Source organism: Cardinium endosymbiont of Dermatophagoides farinae, from assembly GCF_007559345.1.
Taxonomy (GTDB): domain Bacteria; phylum Bacteroidota; class Bacteroidia; order Cytophagales; family Amoebophilaceae; genus Cardinium.
In genome coordinates this window covers 474,460-496,231 of record NZ_VMBH01000001.1, presented here as the reverse complement: position 1 = coordinate 496,231, position 21,772 = coordinate 474,460, and the positions used below count along the sequence as shown (strand labels likewise).

At 38.1% G+C, this 21,772-nt stretch carries 20 protein-coding genes and 1 pseudogene; 9 read left to right on the top strand and 12 right to left on the bottom strand.

Annotation, left to right across the window (positions count from 1 at the left end; all coding sequences use genetic code 11):
• Window positions 1-4: 4 nt before the first annotated feature.
• The 8 genes from FPG78_RS02315 to FPG78_RS02280 form a co-directional block, all read right to left on the bottom strand.
• Entirely contained in the window at window positions 5-562 is a 558-nt protein-coding gene (locus tag FPG78_RS02315) for a DNA-3-methyladenine glycosylase (RefSeq protein ID WP_144086440.1), read from the bottom strand.
• A 42-nt stretch (window positions 563-604) separates the two neighbouring features.
• Complete coding sequence (locus tag FPG78_RS02310) at window positions 605-1,204, bottom strand: hypothetical protein (RefSeq protein ID WP_144086439.1); 600 nt, start codon at window positions 1,202-1,204, stop codon at window positions 605-607.
• Window positions 1,205-3,412: 2,208 nt separating this feature from the next.
• Window positions 3,413-3,961 (bottom strand): phospholipase D family nuclease, encoded by a 549-nt coding sequence (locus tag FPG78_RS08400; RefSeq protein ID WP_223262046.1) that lies wholly within the window; start codon window positions 3,959-3,961, stop codon window positions 3,413-3,415.
• A 399-nt stretch (window positions 3,962-4,360) separates the two neighbouring features.
• Window positions 4,361-4,714 carry a DUF2867 domain-containing protein gene (locus FPG78_RS02300; RefSeq protein WP_144086437.1) on the bottom strand — a complete coding sequence of 118 codons (354 nt, stop codon included), beginning with the start codon at window positions 4,712-4,714 and terminating at the stop codon, window positions 4,361-4,363.
• A complete protein-coding gene (locus tag FPG78_RS02295) occupies window positions 4,699-5,238 on the bottom strand; it encodes a hypothetical protein (protein ID WP_144086436.1) in 540 nt (179 codons plus the stop codon). Before FPG78_RS02295 ends, FPG78_RS02300 begins: the two co-directional genes overlap by 16 nt.
• Window positions 5,239-5,264: 26 nt before the next feature.
• A complete protein-coding gene (locus tag FPG78_RS02290; protein WP_144086435.1) occupies window positions 5,265-6,221 on the bottom strand; it encodes a hypothetical protein in 957 nt (318 codons plus the stop codon).
• Window positions 6,222-6,551: 330 nt separating this feature from the next.
• Entirely contained in the window at window positions 6,552-7,019 is a 468-nt protein-coding gene (locus FPG78_RS02285) for a hypothetical protein (protein ID WP_144086434.1), read from the bottom strand.
• Window positions 7,020-7,244: 225 nt separating this feature from the next.
• Window positions 7,245-7,715: a hypothetical protein gene (locus FPG78_RS02280; RefSeq protein WP_223261954.1), complete on the bottom strand. Its 471-nt coding sequence runs from the start codon at window positions 7,713-7,715 to the stop codon at window positions 7,245-7,247.
• Window positions 7,716-8,337: 622 nt separating this feature from the next.
• Between FPG78_RS02280 and FPG78_RS02275 the strand changes: the two genes are divergently transcribed.
• The 7 genes and pseudogenes from FPG78_RS02275 (at window position 8,338) to FPG78_RS02245 (ending at window position 16,653) form a co-directional block, all read left to right on the top strand.
• Complete coding sequence (locus FPG78_RS02275; RefSeq protein WP_144086432.1) at window positions 8,338-10,929, top strand: ATP-dependent Clp protease ATP-binding subunit; 2,592 nt, start codon at window positions 8,338-8,340, stop codon at window positions 10,927-10,929.
• 561 nt (window positions 10,930-11,490) lie between these two features.
• A complete protein-coding gene (locus FPG78_RS02270; protein WP_144086431.1) occupies window positions 11,491-12,381 on the top strand; it encodes a hypothetical protein in 891 nt (296 codons plus the stop codon).
• 95 nt (window positions 12,382-12,476) lie between these two features.
• The gene (locus FPG78_RS02265) at window positions 12,477-12,704 is read left to right on the top strand and encodes a hypothetical protein (protein ID WP_186292413.1); all 228 of its coding nucleotides are present in this window, start codon (window positions 12,477-12,479) and stop codon (window positions 12,702-12,704) included.
• Window positions 12,705-12,982: 278 nt separating this feature from the next.
• Window positions 12,983-13,901: pseudogene (locus tag FPG78_RS02260) on the top strand (Rpn family recombination-promoting nuclease/putative transposase).
• A 35-nt stretch (window positions 13,902-13,936) separates the two neighbouring features.
• Window positions 13,937-14,935, top strand: coding sequence for a hypothetical protein (locus FPG78_RS02255; RefSeq protein ID WP_144086429.1), 999 nt, complete (start codon window positions 13,937-13,939; stop codon window positions 14,933-14,935).
• Window positions 14,936-15,187: 252 nt separating this feature from the next.
• A complete protein-coding gene (locus tag FPG78_RS02250; RefSeq protein ID WP_144086428.1) occupies window positions 15,188-15,928 on the top strand; it encodes a hypothetical protein in 741 nt (246 codons plus the stop codon).
• 38 nt (window positions 15,929-15,966) lie between these two features.
• The gene (locus FPG78_RS02245; RefSeq protein ID WP_144086427.1) at window positions 15,967-16,653 is read left to right on the top strand and encodes a hypothetical protein; all 687 of its coding nucleotides are present in this window, start codon (window positions 15,967-15,969) and stop codon (window positions 16,651-16,653) included.
• 32 nt (window positions 16,654-16,685) lie between these two features.
• Here the strand turns inward: FPG78_RS02245 and eno are convergent, their stop codons facing one another.
• Window positions 16,686-17,981, bottom strand: coding sequence for a phosphopyruvate hydratase (gene eno, locus FPG78_RS02240; protein WP_144086426.1), 1,296 nt, complete (start codon window positions 17,979-17,981; stop codon window positions 16,686-16,688).
• A gap of 276 nt (window positions 17,982-18,257) precedes the next feature.
• Here eno and FPG78_RS02235 point away from each other — a divergent pair, with 276 nt between their 5' ends.
• Entirely contained in the window at window positions 18,258-18,992 is a 735-nt protein-coding gene (locus FPG78_RS02235) for an alpha/beta hydrolase (RefSeq protein WP_144086425.1), read from the top strand.
• Window positions 18,993-19,035: 43 nt separating this feature from the next.
• Window positions 19,036-19,413 (top strand): hypothetical protein, encoded by a 378-nt coding sequence (locus FPG78_RS02230; protein ID WP_144086424.1) that lies wholly within the window; start codon window positions 19,036-19,038, stop codon window positions 19,411-19,413.
• 67 nt (window positions 19,414-19,480) lie between these two features.
• On the opposite strand, the gene FPG78_RS07545 is transcribed toward FPG78_RS02230, so the two are convergent.
• Genes FPG78_RS07545 through FPG78_RS02220 form a run of 3 tightly spaced genes read right to left on the bottom strand, consistent with a single transcriptional unit; the run spans window position 19,481 to window position 21,768 of the window.
• The gene (locus FPG78_RS07545) at window positions 19,481-20,047 is read right to left on the bottom strand and encodes an alkaline phosphatase family protein (RefSeq protein WP_223261951.1); all 567 of its coding nucleotides are present in this window, start codon (window positions 20,045-20,047) and stop codon (window positions 19,481-19,483) included.
• On the bottom strand, window positions 20,044-21,030 hold the full coding sequence (gene gpmI, locus FPG78_RS07540) for a 2,3-bisphosphoglycerate-independent phosphoglycerate mutase (protein WP_223261950.1): 987 nt from the start codon (window positions 21,028-21,030) through the stop codon (window positions 20,044-20,046). The genes FPG78_RS07545 and gpmI overlap by 4 nt, the downstream gene beginning before the upstream one ends.
• Entirely contained in the window at window positions 21,031-21,768 is a 738-nt protein-coding gene (locus FPG78_RS02220; RefSeq protein WP_144086423.1) for a pseudouridine synthase, read from the bottom strand.
• Window positions 21,769-21,772 lie beyond the last annotated feature (4 nt).

Here is a 21,772-nt window from a genome sequence, read left to right as displayed (position 1 = left end):
AGGTCTATTCCAGGCTAGCAATATCGGCTATCTTAGGTAATATAGCGGTTATGCAACTTTTATCCGTAACAACGTAACGCCACATTTTATCTAAACCTTTTGAAATCCCTATTCTAGGTGTTGATGTATAGGCTAACGCGCAACCTATGTCTTTAATATACAATGCATTTGATTCGGTTACATTAATTGCATTATGGGCTACATTAATACCTAAAAACTGGCAAAGCTTACCTGGACCATCTAGGTAAGTATAAGGCGGATGAATCAATTGTATGCCCCTGATCAGTGTAGCCGCTGGGAAGTTTAAAGCTTCTGTAACAATATTCAAGCAATAATACCTGCCATATATAAAATATACATAACTAAACCCAGCCGAGCCAAACATTACTTTGGTTCTTTTTGTCATACCTTTAGCCGCATGGCAAGCAGGATCGTCTGCACCAATATAACTCTCTGTTTCCGTAATGATGCCCTGAAAGTTATGAAAACACAACAGCTTGCCAATTAAATGGATGCTAACCGTATTGGTATCCTGTGCAAAAAAAGCTCTATTTAAAATCATGTAAGGCTACTGGGTTTTAGTACCATAGCATCCGTTGATTACTTATAAGAGTGGTGTTTTAGATTTAGCCTGCTCGACGGAGACCAATAGATACAACCATTTTTTAATTTGAATATAAATCGGTTTTGCATACAAAACGGCAAGTGAAGATAGGTATACCAATGATCCAAATAGGTAGGTATAACCTGTTTCTTTATATACTATTACCCAAACCTTATCCATGGGAAACTTAGTGGTAAAAAATATACCCATTATACAATGATCCACCAGCGAGGCAGTGCATAAACTGATACAATTGCTTATGGCAAAACCATATCTGGCCGTTAGCTTTAAAAAAAGTTTCAAACCAATATATGAAGCGATCAATATAGCGCATAAAGAGGTCAAGATAAGTCCATTAATAGGCTTACCGCCTATAAAATATTGTTTATTATAGAATAGCCCAAGCGATAAAGCTGTGCACAACACAATACTGATTGCAGCTTTTTTGTGACCATGGTACTTTGCTATACCATTTAAGACAAGTGTTAAAAAAGTAAACAATAGTGCACAATAGACTATTTTATTGGTTAAATTAATGCAAAATGTACATGCAAATAATAGACCAACCTTATACATATAGTTGTTTAAAGTTTTGTTCATGTCTAAGTTATATTTTTAATGGATTGTAGATAGATGGTTAAATATATGCATTTATCTGCTTTATCACCTTAGACCTTCTGCAAAACCTATTTCTAATGGCAATTTTGGTATCGAAGCTTGTCTATGCTCCTCAAATACATTTAGTATGCTGCGGTGTTCGACTGCGCTTCTCCTAAAAACTGCTGATCACAAATAGGTTTTGCAGAAGGTCTCTTGTGCTTAGATTTTATTTTTAAGGAGGTTACCCATTTTCTAAAAAGCTGATCCTGCCACTTTAGTCATCATTTTTTATGTCATAAAGATGAAATAAATGTAAATTTGCTATTAATACATTTAGCCATACCAAAATGGCTTTATAAAAGCACCCTATAAAGGTACAGGAAAATTTAGCTTTATCTAGAACATGCAAAAAAAAGCAAAAACAGCTATTAAGGTTTATCTATTATTATTTTTATTCTGGCTCCCTTTAGGAGCTGCTGCAAAACGCAAGGTACGATTGGGTATGTCCGATCAGCATGCGCAGCTTCTATTGGCGCAATATGAAGCAGCCAAAAAAGTTTACAAAGCAAACAATTATGCTGAGGCAAAATCATTATTTGATGGGCTTAGAAACATGCAACATCCTCCCTCCCTTTCTCCTTATATTCATTTTTATTATGCATTAGCCGCCTATCACAATGGAGAAAAAGCAACCGCTAGCGCAGCTTTTTTGGAGATACAAGCACAATTTCCAGATTGGAACAAACGCAATGAAGTCCATTATTGGTATGCACAATGCAGCTTTGAAGCAGGAGCCTTTATAGAAGCCTTGGCAGCACTTGCTTTGATTAAAGATAAGCAGATGGATCAGGCAATGCTGCAAATGAAAAAATATTTCCTTAAGCAAATAGAGCACCATACAGCTCTAGAAGAGCTGATTAAAAAATTTCCCAGTGATCCTATTATCAAAGAGATATTACATAAAAAAGTCGCCCGACAGGCTTACCTTACACAAGACTTTACCCTATTCAATAGGTTAAAGGAGAAATATAATTTTTCAGACTATGTATATGATCCTTTGAAGCGTTTGGTGTCTAAGCAAAAAGCTGCCTATGATGTAGCTGTTTTACTGCCCTTTCTTGTAGAAGAGTTAAACTATGAAGCCTGTACAGACCATTTTGTGCTTGAGTTATATCAGGGCATACAGTTGGCCATAGAAAAACTTGCGAGTGAAGGTATTGTTATTAATCTTTTTGTATTTGATACCAAAAAAAATGCAGCGGTTACACAAGAGCTGCTCGCACAAGAAGCGATGCCCTATATGGATCTTATCATAGGTCCTCTTTATCCCAATACGATTCCGTTGGTTACTGCATTTACTAAAAAACACAAGATCAATCTTGTGAATCCCATTTCAGATAATGCTGCGGTAACCCAAGGAAACCCATTTGCCTTTCTTTTTCAGCCTGAGCTAGAAACTTACGCACAAAGAGCAGCAGCACTTACACGAAGTGACATAGAGACCAAAGCAATAGCAGCACCTTGTATAGGGGTCTTTTATGGTATGGAACAGAAAGATGCATTGCAAGCAACCCTATATAAAGAAAAAGTTGAGCAACAATTGGGTAAGCAGGTAGATCTGTTTGTACAACTTTCTAATAAAACGATTAAAGATTTTTTTGCACAAGCTATTGAAGAACCAGCCCTTGAAGCTACTGAAGAAGAGAGAGAAGAAGATAGGTTTGATTACAAGAAGCTCACCCATATCTATGTTCCATCTCAAGATGAGTTGCTTATTTCTAATGTGATAAGCCTCTGCTTAAAACTTGGCATTAAGCCACAGATTATAGGCCATGAGCAATGGATTAAAAAAGAGATACTCCATATGCATCAACTCAAAAGGTTGCCTATTTTATTCTTAGCCCCCAACTATATTGACTATAGCAGACCTGCTTTACACGCATTTCGCAAAAAATTCTTTGAAAGAAATGGTACGCAACCCAATGAAAAAAGCTACATTGGTTATGAAATGATGCTATTTTTTGGTCAGATGCTGGGCGTTATGGCACCTATTTTCAAAAAAAATGGGAAAACATGCACTACAATACCCATATTTTTCAAGGGGTATCCTATGGCAAGTACCATTCCAATCAGCATATTCCAGTGCTCCGTTTTTCTAAAGATCGATTTGTACCGCTTCATTAAGGACAAAAATAGCTTAAACGGGCCCTACCCTATCCTTAACCGTTGTCCAGCTGCAGCTCTTAGATACCAATTATTTTTAAACTGTCTATTGATTTTTTCCCCTGTTATGATCAGCAGGTTTTCTGCATTTCTAGTTTGTGCACCATGTGTCCAATTAAAAGAGCCTGTAATCACATATGCATCATCAATAATCATGACTTTATTATGTGCATAACCAACTGTTTTATCAATTATAATGGGAATACCATGTCGCAACAATAAACCAACTTTACTTCCTTTTGTAGTCTGCGCATCTTTGTCTATTAACAATTGAACCTTTACCCTATTTTGATGCGCCTGTATCAGTGCTTTTGCAATATCATAAGAGGTTATCACATAAGCTTGGACAAGAATTGATGTTTTGGCAGATAGAATCTTAGCCACGATAAGATCGATACAAGGGTCCTGTGGTGTAAACCAGGCTTGTACGTACAGATCAGCTGGATTGGAGGTATGGCAAGCGGTATAATTGACCAATAAACTGCTAAGGGTAATGATAGCAGTTCCTACAAGCTTAACCCAAGTATGGGTCATGCGGGGCAATTTTCGAATGGTAGTCTGTTTCATTGGTATGTATAATAATAGGTACAAATTTCAGATAAGTATAGTAGACCTTCTGCAAAACCTATTGCTAAATGGCAATTTTGTGGTCTATGCTCCTCAAATACATTTAGTATTCCGGCGACTGCGCTTCTCCTAAAAACTGCTGATCAAAAATAGGTTTTGCAGAAGGTCTAATTTAATTCAAAATTAGATGAACATCATCTACTTTTTTAAAAACGAACCAAAAGCTGTATGCTTCCATCATGTTTGCCTTTATTGGATCTATTGGTTTGAGCGGTTTCTGTTAGCGCTTCAAAAAATAGGTAAAAGTATATTTAATTTCGAGACGAACCGAATCCATAAGCTTCCAGCAAACCAACCAGGTAGTAGCTATGCCATTGCCATAGTAGGGCTGAAACTGGGTGCCACTATATAATGGATTGGGTGTATAAAATAAAAGTATAGTCTAGTAGCATAATTTTGGGTTTTAAAATAGATTGATTTGAGTGAAAACTGCCATTGCATTCCTTTCCATTTTTGGGTGTTGGCGAGTGCATAGCCATGATGGGTTTGCCCTAAAAAAGTATAACGGGTGTATTGCGCTTCTGCATGGGTCCACCAATAATGGGTAAGCTTATGGTCTATCTTGCACTTCAAACTATTTTGAGTAGATCGCTCAGTTTTTACACTACCATCTACCTCTTTAGGTGTATTGCGTGGACTTTTAGCTAACTTATGCTGCATAACGAATAGGGTTGCACGGCTCCATGTATAATGCGCACGTGTAATGCAGCGATACCCACTACTGGCTGTTGCCAACTGTGGTTTAGGGGACAAGGTAGCAAAAATGTGACCACTCGTTGTGAGCTGCCAACAGGGCAAAGGGGTAAACTGCAAACAGGCATACCCCCTTTCTCATTGCCATGGTCTGTGGTATACCGCTTAAAGCCACACCCATAGGGTGTATAAAACCCTTTACCATAGTAATATAAGCCACTGGCAAGATCTATATAACGGGAAAGGCTGATGAGACATCCTGTAATCAGCGCCTTTCCCTTTTTAGCAGTAGTCGGACCATTCAGCCCTGCCTCTCCAAATAGCATTAAGTTTTTCCATAGCAAGCGATAAAATAGGCTAACAACAGATTGGGAGTAATAGGGATCTTTTTCCTTTTCTATAATAGGTATATCGTAATGGTTATAGAGTAGATTCATGCCTATTTCTGTTTGGTTTCTATGGTATTGCTTGCGTATGGTACATCCAATCACCTGTTCATTGATCGTCCATTTTTTTGCTAAATGCTGGGTGGTATCCTACCGCTCTCATCAATGCGACTGGTATAAAGTTTGTTCGCTGCATTGCGTTTTAAGGTAGCATCTAGGTTATGATTTGCATAGAATCCCGTTAACTCAATAGGGCCTAGCTCAGACGTAATGGCTATACCACGCAGGCCAATACGTTTAATGCCCTTATAGGGCCGAATGCCCACGTTATTAGAACGGATCATAGCACGAATGGCATCCCCTGTCTGGATATAACCTGCACTCAATAGCAAGCCCTGCCCATGGCCAACTTGGTAATCACCTATTACCATTCGTTTAATATACTTCTTATTGGTTACCATTACAAAAATAGACCATAGGTTAAATCCATACCGATGGGTAGGATAATCCCAACAAAAAGATTCCCCTGCTTGTTTTCTGGCCGTGATGCCCCATGTTGTATAATTTTGATGGGTATAAGAGAGTTGAACCATGCAGCTATCTAGCTTGCCTAAAGTAGGGTTCAAACGCGTCGAGCTGCATAAAGGCGTATAACGAAATAAAAAATAGCTAGGTCTATTTGTTTTGATTTTCAAGTAATCAGATGGTATATGGTAGCTTTCCACTACGTAGACAAAAGGTAAGAGCAAGGCGATAGTGGTTAAGTCAAAATCCGGAATTGCCTGTAGTTCGTATTTAGAATAGAGCGGACCAGTGGCAGCCAAATGGTTAAAATAATTTTTTATTTGATTTTTAGATAAAATACCTAATGCTTCCAATGATTCCCTTGTTACCTTATTTAAATCCAATGGCGCGGCATAGGCCTCTCGAAGCGTTTCTTTAATTGCTTCAAAATCCTCTTCTTCCATAAAGTTTTGTCGCTGGTAGACTGCGTTTACGTAATCATCGAAAGAAAGCAGATGAGGCAGCGGGGAGGCAAAAGCTACAAAGACCTCTAATAGTATACAAACAATAAAATAGCTCCGCATATTTACCTTAATGATGCCGACCCTAAAAAGTCAACCGCTAGGTATATTTAAGCATTTTATTTTTTAAAGCAAGGTCTAATAAATTTTGTAGAGAACTTATTGAGATAAATGTAGAGCCTTCTATGAGCTGCATGCGTAACGCATGCAGCTCATAGAAGTGGCACCTAATATAAATTTAACCAGTTTTTAATATTTTTTATATTGATTAACAAATGAATAAATAATACTTCAGGCAGATTATTTAGAGAAATATACAACCTAAATATTTACACACTTAAAATGAAAGACCCCTGATGATTTTTCCCTAGTACTTATACTTATACGAGGGGCTTAACTACTACATTTATGAGACAGACCTAGATTCTTCAAGTTCGTAAGAGCAGCATTCATTTTATCAATATTATCAGCAGGTTCTATATTTAGACTAGCCTTCATAAGCAACAATTTATACTGTGATGCATACGAATTGGCTAATACTTCTGTACGTGATATAACGTTTTGTAAATCATGATTTTTAGGAGAATTAGCTACTGCAGGCATCATAATCATATGGGTCATTACATCAACTATGGCATAGCTGTACAAAATATTATAGAGTATATCAAGAATATTTTTTGCCTTTTGCGTCAGTGTATCGTCAAAATAATGGCTATTGTCCGCAACTAGGCTACTAAGTTTATCATAGCTACTTTTAAGAGGTTGTAAACGCAACTCTTCTAGTTTGTTAATTATAACTTCAGGATCATAAACAAGGTTGCCTACATTATCACGTGTAGAGTGGCTCCGTATGAAGCTCATAATGCATGAATTATATTGCTCAAAGTACTCTTCTTTAGAAAAGGATATAATATTTTTTTCAAATTCTGCATATACATCTCTAACCTCATTATACATAATTTTTTTTTGACTGCAGCGTACTTCAGAAAAAGATATAATATTTTCACGGTCTACATATATGCCTGTAACCTTGTCACAAGTAATTTTTTTTTGATTTAAACTAGTAAAACTACCATAGCGTATGAATTATAGAAATACTTCGCGCCAATAATCTTTACATTCATCTATAGCTTCATTAAGCTTTGATGATAAATCATTAGAACAGCTTTCTTTGTTAAGCTTACTTTTTTCCATGCACCTCTTGCTTTGTATTTTATCTTTCTGCCTCTTCGCAAAATTGTTCCCACTTTTTATAGGTCCATAAAAAGGTAATTTTATCAAATTAGAAGTTGAAGCATAAGCCTTATTTACTAGACCTAGCCTATTTCTTATATAATCCTTCGAATCAAAATTGATCGCTTTTATTTCTTCTATAGTGCCATTTCGCATAGAACCTAAGTCCATAATATTTTTTAAGAGGCCTTTACTTATGTCCTTACCATCTTCACCCACAATGTTATGGGAACTTTTACTAAACTCATTATGGGTATGGATCAGTTCATTGTGATAGTTTGTGTTGACTAATTTTTCTTTCAAGAACATGACACATTGTTCCATTTTACGTTCCAAAGAAATTAATTTTTATAGAGTAAGGGCATGATCCTTGAATTTGTATATATTCGGATCATATGAACAGTAAACAGATTCTTCTCTTACTGAAGCTGTATGTTTCATCATACCATTTTTTTGATTGTAAATACATCCAACTAATGTTGACAGTGTACTGGCCCAGAAAATACGACTATAGAAAGTATTTATATTTTTCATCTTTTTAAATAACATGTTGATTCCTAAACGATTCTTTACAATTAAAACCTCTGCACCTTCAATATGACTGGCATTACAGACGTACAAGCCAGTTAAATGGCGCCTATTATATCGTACGGATAAACTTTAATGAATGCAAATAAACAGATGGGCATAGGTCGGTGCATCTTTAGACCTTCTGCTGAAAAGATTTGGATTTCAGCCAGACAAAAATTATTATATTTAGGGAGTAGCAGTAGTAAAATAGTAGACCTCCTGCGAAACCTATTTCTAATGGCAATTTTGGTGTTGAAGCTTGTCTATGCTCCTCAAATACATTTAGTATGCTGCGGTGCTCGACTGCGCTTCTCCTAAAAATTTCTCACCACAAATAGATTTCGCAGAAGGTCTAGTGAGCAATAACTAGAGCATTATGGACTTTAAAAAATATACCATTAAAGCGCAAGAAGCCATACAAGGTGCTATAGCAGTTGCGCAAGAAAACCAACAACTTGCTATTGAAAATGGTCATCTATTGAAGGCAATTCTAAGCAGTAATGAAGCACACATTACCTTTCTTACCAAACAGCTTCAGGTTGCTTTAATACCTTTGGCGCAAGCATTGGACAGACTTATCGATACCTATCCAAAGGCCTCTGGGCAACAGCCTTACCTATCACCAGATATGGATGTTACCCTTCGCAAGGCAGCAGACTACCAGAAAAAGTTAGGGGATGATTTTATTGCGGTAGACCACTTGCTTTTAAGCCTTTGCACAGGTAAAGACAAGGTAGCAGAGCTTATGAAAAAACACGGCATAGCAGAACAACCTTTGCTGCAAGCCATTCAGGCCTTACGGGGGAGCCATAAAGTTTCTGATCCTAGTGCAGAGTCTAAATATAGGTCGCTGGAGCGTTATGCAAAAAACTTAAATCAGCTGGTTAAGGAGGGTAAAATAGATCCAGTGATTGGACGTGATGAGGAATCGAGAAGAACGCTACAGGTTATTTCACGTAGGACCAAAAACAATCCACTATTGATTGGCGAGCCCGGTGTGGGCAAAACAGCGATTGTAGAGGGTTTGGCACAAAGAATTGTAGCTGGGGATGTTCCTGAAAACATCAAGTCTAAGCTAATCTTTGCGTTAGACTTAGGCCTTTTGATTGCCGGTGCCAAGTATAAAGGCGAGTTTGAAGAGCGGCTTAAAGCGGTTATTAAGGAGGTAGTGGATTCGAATGGGGAGTTTATTCTTTTTATTGATGAAATCCACACGCTTATTGGCGCAGGTGCCTCTGGAGAGGGCGCTATGGATGCTGCAAACCTACTGAAACCAGCACTTGCACGTGGAGAGCTGCATGCTATTGGCGCAACTACTTTAAAGGAATACCAAAAGTATATAGAGAAAGATAAAGCCTTAGAAAGAAGGTTTCAAGTGATAATGGTAGATGAGCCGAGTCAAGAAGACGCCATTTCTATTTTACGAGGTATAAAGGAAAAATATGAGCTCCATCATGGTGTACGGATTAAAGATGGGGCAGTTATAGCAGCTGTGCAACTCTCCAATCGCTATTTACCCGAACGTTTTCTGCCCGATAAAGCGATCGATTTAATGGATGAAGCAGCTGCCAAGCGACGCATTGGATTGGATGCTATTCCTGTAGACTTAGACCAGCTGCAACGAAAGATTGCCCAGCTAGAGATTGCTAGGGAGGCGATTCGAAAAGAGCAAGATGCAGTCAAGCTGGAGGAATTAGCTAAAACCATTGCGGACTTAAATGAAAAAAAGAATCTTCTGAAAGCAAAATGGGAACACGATAAGTCGATTATTCAGGGCATCAGTACACAAAAGAAACAAATTGAACAATTGCGCTTAGAAGCCGAACAAGCTGAGCGAAACTTTGACTATGGTAAAGTAGCAGAAATCCGCTATGGAAGGCTTGCAGAAGCAGAAAAAAAACTCAAAGCGTTACAAGAGGAGGTAGAAAAACTACGTGAGGCCAGTCCACTCTTCAAAGAAGAGGTTACAGGCGAAGATATTGCCGAAATTGTAGCCCACTGGACCGGTATTCCTGTTGCTAAGATGCTACAGGACGAACGAGAAAAACTACTGCACTTAGAAGCTGTACTGGCCAGACGTGTGGCAGGCCAAGCGGAAGCGATTCAGGCTATTGCTGATGCAGTACGCAGAAGCCGTGCGGAGCTACAAGACCCGCGTAAGCCTATTGGCTCTTTTATCTTTTTAGGAACGACTGGAGTAGGTAAAACCGAACTAGCCAAAGCATTGGCCCAATTTTTATTCAATGACGAACAGGCGATGATTCGTATAGATATGTCAGAATACCAGGAAAAACATGCAGTAAGCCGGTTGATTGGTGCCCCGCCTGGCTATATAGGATATGATGAAGGCGGTCAGCTTACAGAAGCCGTACGTACCAAACCCTATTCTGTGATCTTATTGGATGAAATAGAAAAAGCCCATCCAGATGTTTTTAATATTTTACTACAGGTATTGGATGATGGTAGGCTAACCGATAATAAGGGCAGAACAGCAAATTTTAAAAATACCATCATTATTATGACCAGTAACATGGGTGCCCATTTGATTCAAAACCAGTTTGCTGGCACTGAAGATTTACCTACCAAAGAAGTATTAGCAGAAACCAAAGAAGCAGTGATACAGCTGCTCCAAAATCAGATGCGTCCAGAGTTTTTAAATCGGATAGATGAAATCATTATGTTTAATCCGCTCTCCAAAGGAGTGATTAAAGATATTGTACATATTCAGGTAGAAAACCTTAAAGCAGACCTGCAAAAGAATGGTATAGCGATTCAGATAGATGAAGCGTTAATAGATTATCTATCACAAGAAGGGTATAGCGTCCAGTTTGGTGCAAGGCCACTTAAACGCTTAATGCAGCGCATGATACTCAACGAGTTATCTAAAGAATTGCTATCTGGACGTGTTACCAAAGAACAACCGATCCTTATTGGCTACGACAAAGGAACAGTGGTGTTTTCAAATTGATATAACTTAAAACTAAAGACCCTTTCCGCATGTTTAAGCCCGCGAAGCGGGCAAATTCTTTTTTTTATCTGTAAGCTTCTCCTTTTAGCGACTTTTTTCATTAGCGCTTTATTTTTTTTGTTACTTGTTTGTCAAACAAAAAGTAGTATAAAACTGTCTTTTTTACCACTAGCCTCAACAAATACGTTTGTAGCGCATAATTTTTAGAAACAGCATCCTAGATGTATTTGAGGCGGATAGGCAAGCCCCAAAATTTCTATAGACCTTCTGCGAAACCTATTTCTAATGGCAATTTTGGTGTCGAAGCTTGTCTATGCTCCTCAAATACATTTAGTATGCTGCGGTGCTCGACTGCGCTTCTCCTAAAAACTGCTGATCACAAATAGGTTTTGAAGAAAGTCTAATGTAGCAATCGAGTTTTGAAATAGGTTTATTAATTTATATTTTATTACGCATATATTAAATCGAATTTCCAATATTTATTTAAAAATTTTTATACTTAAGTAAAAATCATTTAATACCGAGAGGCTTCCACCTCTTTAAACCATAAGGCTTATAAAAATGAGTATACTATTGCACTGCTTGGCTTCCTTTCTATTGCGCCTATTCTTTATATCATGTAACAGTGTCTACTTAGGTCATAACAATACAAATGATAATCCACAAAACATCCCCTCCCCTTCTAGTAGGTCATCTGAATCAAGCGTTATACCCCCTACTCCATCTGGTTCTGAATGCGTGAATGGACTTATAAATAATTTTAAAGGTAAGCTAATACAACATATTAAGGAGCTGATTAAGCTTGATAATGTAGTCGATAATGATGATAAGGCTAAAAAGGCCATCTTTCAATTATTATACCACCTCATTGTTTGTGATCAAGACAAACGTTATTTCATAGGAGTGCAATTATGTTCATCGGATTCGGATTCGGATATGGAGACATACATTACATATTCTAATAAAATCCTTGCTATCACTGTTGATCCTAAAAAATATTTTAAATATAATTTTCAGCAACCCTATAGTAATGTTGAATCTTCTAGTGATACCGAGTTAATGAAGCAATTAGGTAATGCGATGTTTGATCGTATGAAGTATCAGATTATACATATAATTAAACAGTCAAGAGCGGATTTAAAGCTGGGCGCACGCCATCGAGAAATTGTGGGACAGATTGAAAAATATATAAAGAAAATTATGCATTTTCGTTTCAAAACCGGTGAAGGATACCAAGACAATATCTTCAATATATTCAAGGATTGCGTGAACAAAGATCATTTTCTAAAAACGGCTGTAGCGCCTGACGAAGCGTCTATATACCAATGCCTAGCAGATTATTTTAATAAATTAAAGTTAAAATACTATGATCCTATTCAGCAAATGGGCGAATTACTGCTTAATTTTATTAAAAAAAATATTACATCACTTTACAAAATGACCCTAATCTAGACGCACTAAAAAATAGTGTAAGTAGATTGATGCATACCATCTCTATTTGCAATGGCATTAGACTACTCCTTTATTTCGGATTAGGCCACAATAGTATGACACTTGATCAAACAAGTATAAAACGCCCTAAGAAAAAATCTCAACTAGACGTTTATTCAGCTATAATACCTTATTCAGACAAGGTCAAACTCGCTACTTATTTAGCTGATTTCTATATCGCTTTGATTAATTTAGGTATGGTAGATTGTAATTTAAGCAGAACATACTTGCGCTTAATTGAATCCTGTGCAGATATGGCCAAGTTGGCACCTAAAGTCACCTAATTAAAAGAAAGTTAGACCTTCTTCAAAACCTATTGCTAAATGGCAATTTTGACACTTGTCTATGCTCCTCAAATACATTTAGTATTTTGCGGTGCTCGATTGCGCTTCTCCTAAAAACTGCTGATCACAAACAGGTTTTGAAGAAGGTCTGTTGTTTGCTTTGAATAAGTGATCTAATAAAAATAGTAGTTGCTATTTGCTTAACTTTGTAAGCACATGGGTAAGTAGTGCTTCACCAAGTAGGCTACCTATAGATTAACATAAAAAATAGATAAGCTATGGAAAAAATTACCCCAAAAGTCGACCTTGCCTTCAAAAAAATCTTTGGTGTAGAAGAGAATAAAGATTTGCTTATTGATCTAATCAATGCTACTGTTTCACCAGCAGATCAAGTACGCGATGTGACCCTATTAAACCCTTATAATGCCAAAAATTTTAGAAGTGATAAGCTCTCTATATTAGATGTAAAAGCAGTAGGTGAAACAGGTAAAATGTTTAATATAGAGATTCAAATCACCGATGAAGCAGATTATGACAAACGTGCTTTATACTATTGGGCCAAGTTGTATACAGATCAGTTACAGGCTGCACAGCACTATTCCACTTTAAACAAAGCAATAGGTATTCATATTCTTAACTTTACTTCTATACCAGATAGTAAGCGGTATCATAATGTCTTCCATATCACAGAAAAAGAGAGTGGTATGCCCTACTTTTCCGATTTAGAATTGCATACAATAGAGCTGGTTAAGTTTAGTACTGGTCCGAAAGAAACGCTAGACACCTTATTAGAAAAGATAAAAAACGGACTAGATATTTGGACCGCTTTTCTTACCCGTCACGACTTACTCAACAAAGACAGCTTACCTGAGCAGTTAGCTAGTAACAGCCTAAAAAAGGCATTGCATGTATTAGACACGATGAACTTTACGGTTTACGGATGAGGAAAGAATGGCCTATGAAGATCACTTAAAATGGCTCAGAATAGAGGCTAATACAATAGAGAAATTTCAAAAAGAAGCAAAAGAAGCAGGAAGGTTAGAGGGTATTCGAATAGGGGAAGAACAAGGGAAATTAGAGGGAAAAGTGCAAAGAAGTGTAGAAATCGCCAAAGTAATGCTTGAAGCGGGTGAACCAGTAAAAAAGATTATGTGTTTCACTGGCTTATCTGAATCTGACATACAAAAAATTCCTTAAAATTCCTTTTTTACTGCTGACTTGAAGAGACACAAATGGATAGATTTACCCAAACACCTACTTTTGCCGTTTTACTTTTGCATGGTTTATACGCCAAAGTAGATGAGCTAAAGCCCATTGCAGCAGCATTACATAAACAATTTGGAAAAAAAGTTTTAGTCATTCAGCCCACATGTAGGGTCCGACTAAAATCTGTTATACGATCCATAACACAACAAGCAGAAGATGTCTTTAGACAGACCCAACTTGAATATAAACGATACAACAAAGAAGCCAGCTCTTTTCCACTCATTATCATTGGTTATAGTCAAGGAGGCGTATTGGCATGTACCTTAGGAAAATGCTATAAAAGTCACCTCAATATAGCTGGGATTATTACCCTAAATGCGCCGCTAATGGGCACCCCGCTGCTTAAACGCAGCCGCAGGGATCTACAAGAATTTATAGCCAATGCAGCAGCCGGGTTACAGCTTATTGGTTATCCGCTATCTAGAATCAAATGGAGCATGACCTTACAGGCATGGATGCTGCTCCTTACACGTCCACGCTGGGTACCCATAAATGGTTTAAAAGATATAGCGCCCAGCAGTGCATGTATAGAAGATGTAGGTAGCTTCCTACAAGATAACCAAGAGATTCCTTGCTTGCTGGTTGCTACCCATCAAAATGATTTTTTGGCATTATTCGATATTAAAACCGCTAACCAGCATAGCGCCATAGCGGCATTAAATAGTGCCTATGCCCTATTTATTACTGGTCAAGAAGATGGAAAACATGATACCCTGATTCCGTTGGCCAGTCAGTTGGCAAGAAAAGATTATGCACATAACCTAATTCCCATTTACAGCAGTAAGCATAGCGCTATGGCTAGGCTTAACCATCCCCAAGTAAAAAGACAGGTATATAAAGGCATCATCCATGCCCATAACTTAGTGGCGATAGATCCCCGTTTGTTTGTAGACCATGGCCAAATGGTGCTCTATACTGACTTAATTTTAACTGATCTCATCCAATTTATCAAAACAGTTGTATAAGACCAAGACCTTAGACCTTCTGCAAAACCCATCTACCCCCCTCTTACCCTATACCTCCTTATCAGCGCAAGCAACAAGATATAAGCTTTTTACAGGGGCATTTTTTATTATTGCCACAACATTGAACGATACAAGTTGTGCAATCATATACAAAAAAATTTGCAAAATACATATAAATATAGCATGGTTAGATTAGGTTTTAAGAACAAATTGAATAGCGCCCATTATCTTAAATTATTCTAATTTAGCCCTATGTTAAAGTATAATACAATCAAAAGATATGCTTTTTTAATTTTAATAGCAGTTTGCGCACTTTGTAGCTATCAGCAGCATTATCAGATGGAAATGAAGAATGTGAGTAAGACATTAGCAATAATACGTAGCAAATTCCATAAGGATAGTGAATATCAACCACTAATATCTTCTTTTACCATCCCTGTTATCGTATTATTAACCAACAAAGAGGGATGTGTGTCTGACACTAATGCAATGGAGGAGGAACTGAATAAAGAATTTGGCGATGGGATTCAGATCGTTCAAGCAAGATACGAACGCAGAAGCTGGGTAGAAAGAAAAATAACGAGCAATGTTTATAAAATAGCGGATGCTATTTATAAACTGATTGCATCATCGTTACTTGAACAATATGGCAAAAATAGTAAGTTAATATGTAAGACTATAGACGTTCATATATTTGGCTTTGACGAAAAAACTAAGTCATTGGTTCGTAAAATAATAGAACTGAGCGATGGTCGTAGTAAAGGTCCCTCATGGATGCATTCTAAGGAATGGCAATTTCCCCTCAACATTAAAACGATAGCTTATATAAATTGTGAAAATAAAAAAGGCGTAAAAAATATAAAATTTTTGGAAAATGCAGGAAAAAGCAAGGTTCCTATACAGTGCGTTAAAGATAAAGCCTCGTTCAAGAAGTGTGTAGATAAAATATTGTACAGAAAGAAACAATTAGCATACAATGAATATGAATCTTGAAATGTCCCATAGGGGTGCTTACTAATAGGAATATCACTATGATAAAACATAACCTCAAAAAATACCTTTTTTTTATCCTAGCTTGCACGCTTGGCAGTTGCCAGCAATATACTTCGATTCAATCGCGTGCACATTTATATGGATTATCTTCATTTTTAGATTTATTTAAAATAAAGCGCAAAGAGTCTTCTATTTCTAAATATGAAAAATTAGCATCTCGTCTTCCCGCTCCCAAATTTTTTGTAGTATTATTGCCTAGCTGCGAGGCGCATACTGCTCAAACTGATACAATCAGGGATAAACTGGTGGCTACATTTGGAGAAGATGTTATGGTGGTTCAAATACAGTGCATAGCGGAACTAAAACAAAAAAACCTAACAATAAAGACGCTTGGAGAAAAAGTTTATGATGAAATGGTGGATAGGTTATCTAAGGAATTCAAAGCGCGATCCTTGTTGAAACTCGCAGGACGTCTTAATCTACCAATGCATATATTTAGCTATGGCCCAGGTAACTTATTGGCCTGTATCAAAAAAGAGAACGATAAGTTTTTATTATCTCTTGGTGTTCAATTCAATATTCAAACGCTATCTACTGCAGATGTAGTTGAACACCAAAATGCAATCAAAGAAGATAGTGGCATACAACTTTTTGAAAATAATGAAGATAAAAGTATATCGGATTATATCGCTTTTTTAAAGGAACAACAGGCTAAAAGTGGCTAGGCATTGTTGATACATCATAATGGAATAGCGCCTTACTTCCCATCTAAAAACCGAGCAAAGGCATCGTGGCCCGCATAACTTACCTTACCTTTTAAATCTGATTCAATACGTAATAAACGATTGTATTTTGCCACTCGATCTGTACGACAAACTGCACCTGTTTTAATTTGTCCCACACCTGTTCCTACAGCCAAATCAGCAATAGTGGTATCCTCTGTTTCGCCAGATCGATGGGAGATAATAGCCGTATAATCTGCTTTTTGGGCTAGCGCAATGGTGGTCAATGTTTCGGTTAAACTACCTATTTGGTTGTACTTAACCAGTACTGCATTGGCTAAATTTTCGGCTATGCCTTTCTGTAATAGGCTTGGATGGGTTACAAATAGATCATCCCCTACCAACTGCACCCGGTCACCTAGTGCTTGCGTAAGCTGTTTCCACCCTATATGGTCTGTTTCAGCCATGCCATCCTCTATGCTGATAATGGGATATTGGCGTACTAAGTCTACCCAATAAGCGATCCATTCCTCCCTAGTGAAAACTCTATTTTCTAGATGATAAGATCCATTTGGCCTATACAATTCAGTGCCAGCTACATCTAAGCCTATATAGATGTCTGCGCCAGGTTTATACCCAGCTTGGGTAACTGCTTCTAAAATAGCTTCAATGGCTGCTGCGGTGCCATATAGATTAGGTGCAAATCCTCCTTCGTCACCTACATTGGTACTTAGCCCTTTTCGCTTAAAATAGGCTTTTAATAGATGAAAAATTTCTACACCCGCACGCAATGCTTCGCTAAAAGAAGTAAATCCCAAGGGTAGAATCATAAACTCTTGTATGGCAAGCTGATTATCTGCATGTAGGCCGCCATTTATAATATTCATCATAGGAACCGGCATGCTATATTTGGCACCCATTAAATTAGAGAAGTATTGATATAAAGGCTGGCGGAAATGTAAAGCAGCAGCTTTAGCAATTGCCAAAGAAACAGCTAAAATAGCATTCGCACCCAGGTTTTGCTTATTGGGCGAACCATCAAGCGCTACCATGAAACGATCCAACCCAGCTTGGTCATCAATAGCTTTGCCAATTATATTTGGGCCAATGGTGGCTTGAATATGTTCGATTGCGCTTAAAACCCCTTTGCCATGATAACGATTGGGATCTCCATCCCTAAGCTCTACTGCTTCAAGTGAGCCAGTAGAAGCACCAGAAGGCACACTGGCATATCCTTTTTCGCCTGATGTTAGGCCTACTTCAGCTGCTATCGTTGGATTCCCACGGGAATCTAAGATTTCATAGGCAGTAACCGAACTAATCTTTGACATTTTGATTTTTTTAAATTAAAAATTATATATCTAATTTAGAAAGCGAGCACTAAAAGTGGTCTAGTAAATCTATGTAAATGTAATATACTTTCTTATTAATCTAAACTGAATCAGGACTATTATCTTAAATATTTCCTCTATGTTGAAATGTAATATTAAAAAATATTTTTTTTAATTCTAGTTTGCGCATCCAATATTTGTACGCCGAAGAATAGTAGTCTACCTAAACCAATAAAAGAAAAGCCAGAGCATCATGTAGATGAACAAATAAAGAAAATGCACAAGTCTTCAGACACTCAACATGAGGATGAGCTGGATCCTAGTTTAGATAAACCAATAGAGGAGGTAGTTGAGCATCAATCTAAAGCGGAAAACCCAACTAAACTTAATCATCAGAAAACGAGCGCTCCTCTGTACAAACCTCATTTGGTACTCTTGCATGGCCTTATGATGAATGTAGAGGAAGAGGATGCGCTTAAGGAAAAAATGGAGCAAAAATATGGTGGTAATGTTGTGGTCATTCAACCAAAATGCAGAGAGGGTTTAAAATCATTATATCTATCGATAGATGTACAAGCAGAAAAAGTTGTTGAAGAGATTAAAACAGAATTACGGAATCTCTATCCGCAATATTCAGAGGAAGCCCTTAAGGCTATATCAATCGATATATTTGGCTATAGTCAGGGTGGGTTAGTCGCTTGTATGATAGCAATCAAGCATAGTAAGGAGCTCTATATTAATTCCTTAACGCTCTGCCATGCGCCTCTATCTGGCACATATGTACTGGAGAATACCAAATCTGATATCAAGAAGTTGCGTGAATCTTTAAGACCAGGTATGGAAGCAATAGGATGTAAGTCTAAATTCCTAGAAAATCTAGAGGTAGATCTAGCAATAAAACTACTCAACGGATCGTTGAGCGACTTGGGCGGTAAGCTTAAAGGAGTAAGCGACATGTGTATCGGTTCTAAAGTTTGTAAACGTATAAAGGAATTTATACGCGAAGAATAAGGATGGGATTCCTATACAAATTATAGCTGGTTGTATAGATAGTTTGACTGAATATTTCGATTTTCCCGAGCAGAATAGAAAGGATGTTGAGGAATTCAGTAAAGGATATGCAAAAATAGCTACTGGAAAAGAAAACGGTAGACATGATGGACTGATTGCTTTAAAAGGTGCATTATGTAGGACAGATAACTGGGAAAATCTTGCTGAATCTACAGGTAAGCTTGCTGTATCTACAGATAAGCCTGTTTATCCTGAAAATGTAGAAATATATATTGATAATGCACTACATTGTTATAATTTAATGGCAATAAATTCTAGCTACTGTGTAAAATATGGACGAATGTTCTTTCACTCTAGTAAGTATATAGATCCCTATATAAAGTTCTTTGAGAAACATAATCATCTGGATAGAAAAAGGTAGGCAACTTTGCGTATACAAGAGCGTAGAAAATATCTGTCGTTAGGCCAATGGCGTCAACTTGTTTAACTTATCTAAAACTCAGTAAACTTTTCCCCGTCATTTCTTTAGCGGGTTGTAAGCCTAATAGCGCCAATAGGGTTGGCGCAATATCTGCTAATTTACCCGAGGCGGCTAGTGTAGCGGGGCGTCCTACATACAACAAGGGTACAGGTGCTAGCGTGTGTGCTGTATGGGGTTGTTGGAGCGTCTCATCATACATACACTCTGCATTGCCATGGTCAGCTGTAATAATTGCTTCGCCGCCTTGCTGCTTTAATGCAGCGATGATTTTACCGATACAGCCATCCACAACGGTAATGCCTGCTTCCGTAGCCGATTGATTGCCTGTGTGGCCCAACATATCAGGATTGGCAAAATTGCAAATGATTACATCATAAGCTTGCTGTTCAATGGCTTGAACCACCTGATCGGTAATCTCTAGTACGCCCATCTCAGGAACTAGATCATAAGTAGCTACTTTTTTAGAAGGAATGAGTAAGCGTGTTTCACCAGGAAAGGGGGCTTCTATACCTCCATTGAAAAAGAAGGTAACATGGGCATATTTTTCTGTCTCTGCAATACGCAACTGGCTCAAACCTGCTTGAGCCAAACAAGCCCTAAGCCATTTTGTATCGATAAAGGAGGAAAAGCGATGCGACTAGGGATATCAGCTGCATATTCCGTTAATGAAACAAATTCACCTAAATGGGGATAAGCGCTACGTTTGAAATGTGCAAAATCAGGATTTGTTAAAGCGCGACTGAGCTGTCTGACACGGTCTGAACGAAAGTTCATAAAAAAAACAACATCGCCTGAACGCATGGTTATAGGTAGTTTACCTGGTGCACACACATAAGTAGGTTGCACAAATTCATCGGTTTCATCCCGTGCATAAGCTGCTTGTAGTCCGCTTAAAGGGGTTGAAGCATTATAGGGTGCCTGGCCAGCTACGATGCACTCATAAGCCAATTGGGTACGCTCCCAGCGATGGTCTCTATCCATTGCATAATAGCGACCACTAAGGGAAGCAATGGTGCCTAACCCGATTTGGTCGCATTTGGTTTGTAGCAGTTGAATGGATGCTGCTGCACTAGTAGGTGGTGTGTCACGCCCATCCAAAATAGCATGGATATAACAGTTGGTTATGCCCCGCTCTGCACATAATGCTAATAATGCATGGATATGTTTTTCATGGCTGTGCACGCCGCCAGGGGATAATAGGCCTATGATATGCACAGCTGCTTTCGTACGTCTTGCTTGCGTTAAAGCGGATAAGAATACTTTGTTGGTAAAGAAATCACCCGATGCAAGGGATTTATTCAAACGGGTTAAGTCCTGATCCAGCACACGACCAGCACCAATGGTCAAATGACCTACCTCTGAATTACCCATTTGACCTGCTGGTAAGCCTACTGAGCCACCAGATGCATCTAATAAGGTATGTGGATGGCACTGCATTAAATGATCCCAACATGGCGTTTTTGCCCCTGCAATGGCATTATAATGAGTGGCCGCAGCATGGCCCCAACCATCAAGAATCAATAAAACAACAGGTTTAGGTGGGTTGGGTGTGTGCACTTATACCAAACTTTTAAGTTTACGAACCTCTTGATCTTTCAAAAAGATCCATTTGCCACGAGGGATATGCTGCTTAGTGAGGTGGGCATAGCCTACCCTATCTAAGGTATGGACCAGATAACCCAAATGGCTAAAAATCCTTCTGATAATTCGGTTCTTACCCATATGAATTGCCAGGCCTATTTGAGTGGGATCGCCTGCTACTATAGCCACTTGATCTACCTTTGCTAGACCATCTTCTAGTATAAGACCTTGTCGAATAGCATCTAAATGTTTCATTTGTATGGCTCTATCCAAGACTGCATGATAGAGCTTCTGAACCTTATTAGCAGGATGCGATAGCTTACGGGCCAGTTCCCCATCATTGGTAAGCAGTAATAGCCCTGTGGTATCATAATCCAGCCGACCAACAGGATAAACGCGCTCCGCACAATGCTGCTTGCCAATAAGATCTAAAACCGTTTTGCGGCCTTCAGGATCTTGCATGGTAGTAACATATCCCCTTGGCTTGTTTAAAAGTATATACCTTCGCTTCTCTAGATGCAAAACAACACCTTTATAAGTAACCACTGCATCAATGGGTATCTTTGTACCTACCCTTTGCACAACTACACCATTAACAGCAATACAACCCGACTCGATCAGTTGATCTGCTTCCCTTCTGGCACAAAGACCAGCATTACTTATCAATTTATTTAACCGTATTAAAGATGAAAGGTAAGCAGAACAATCTTCCATAAAG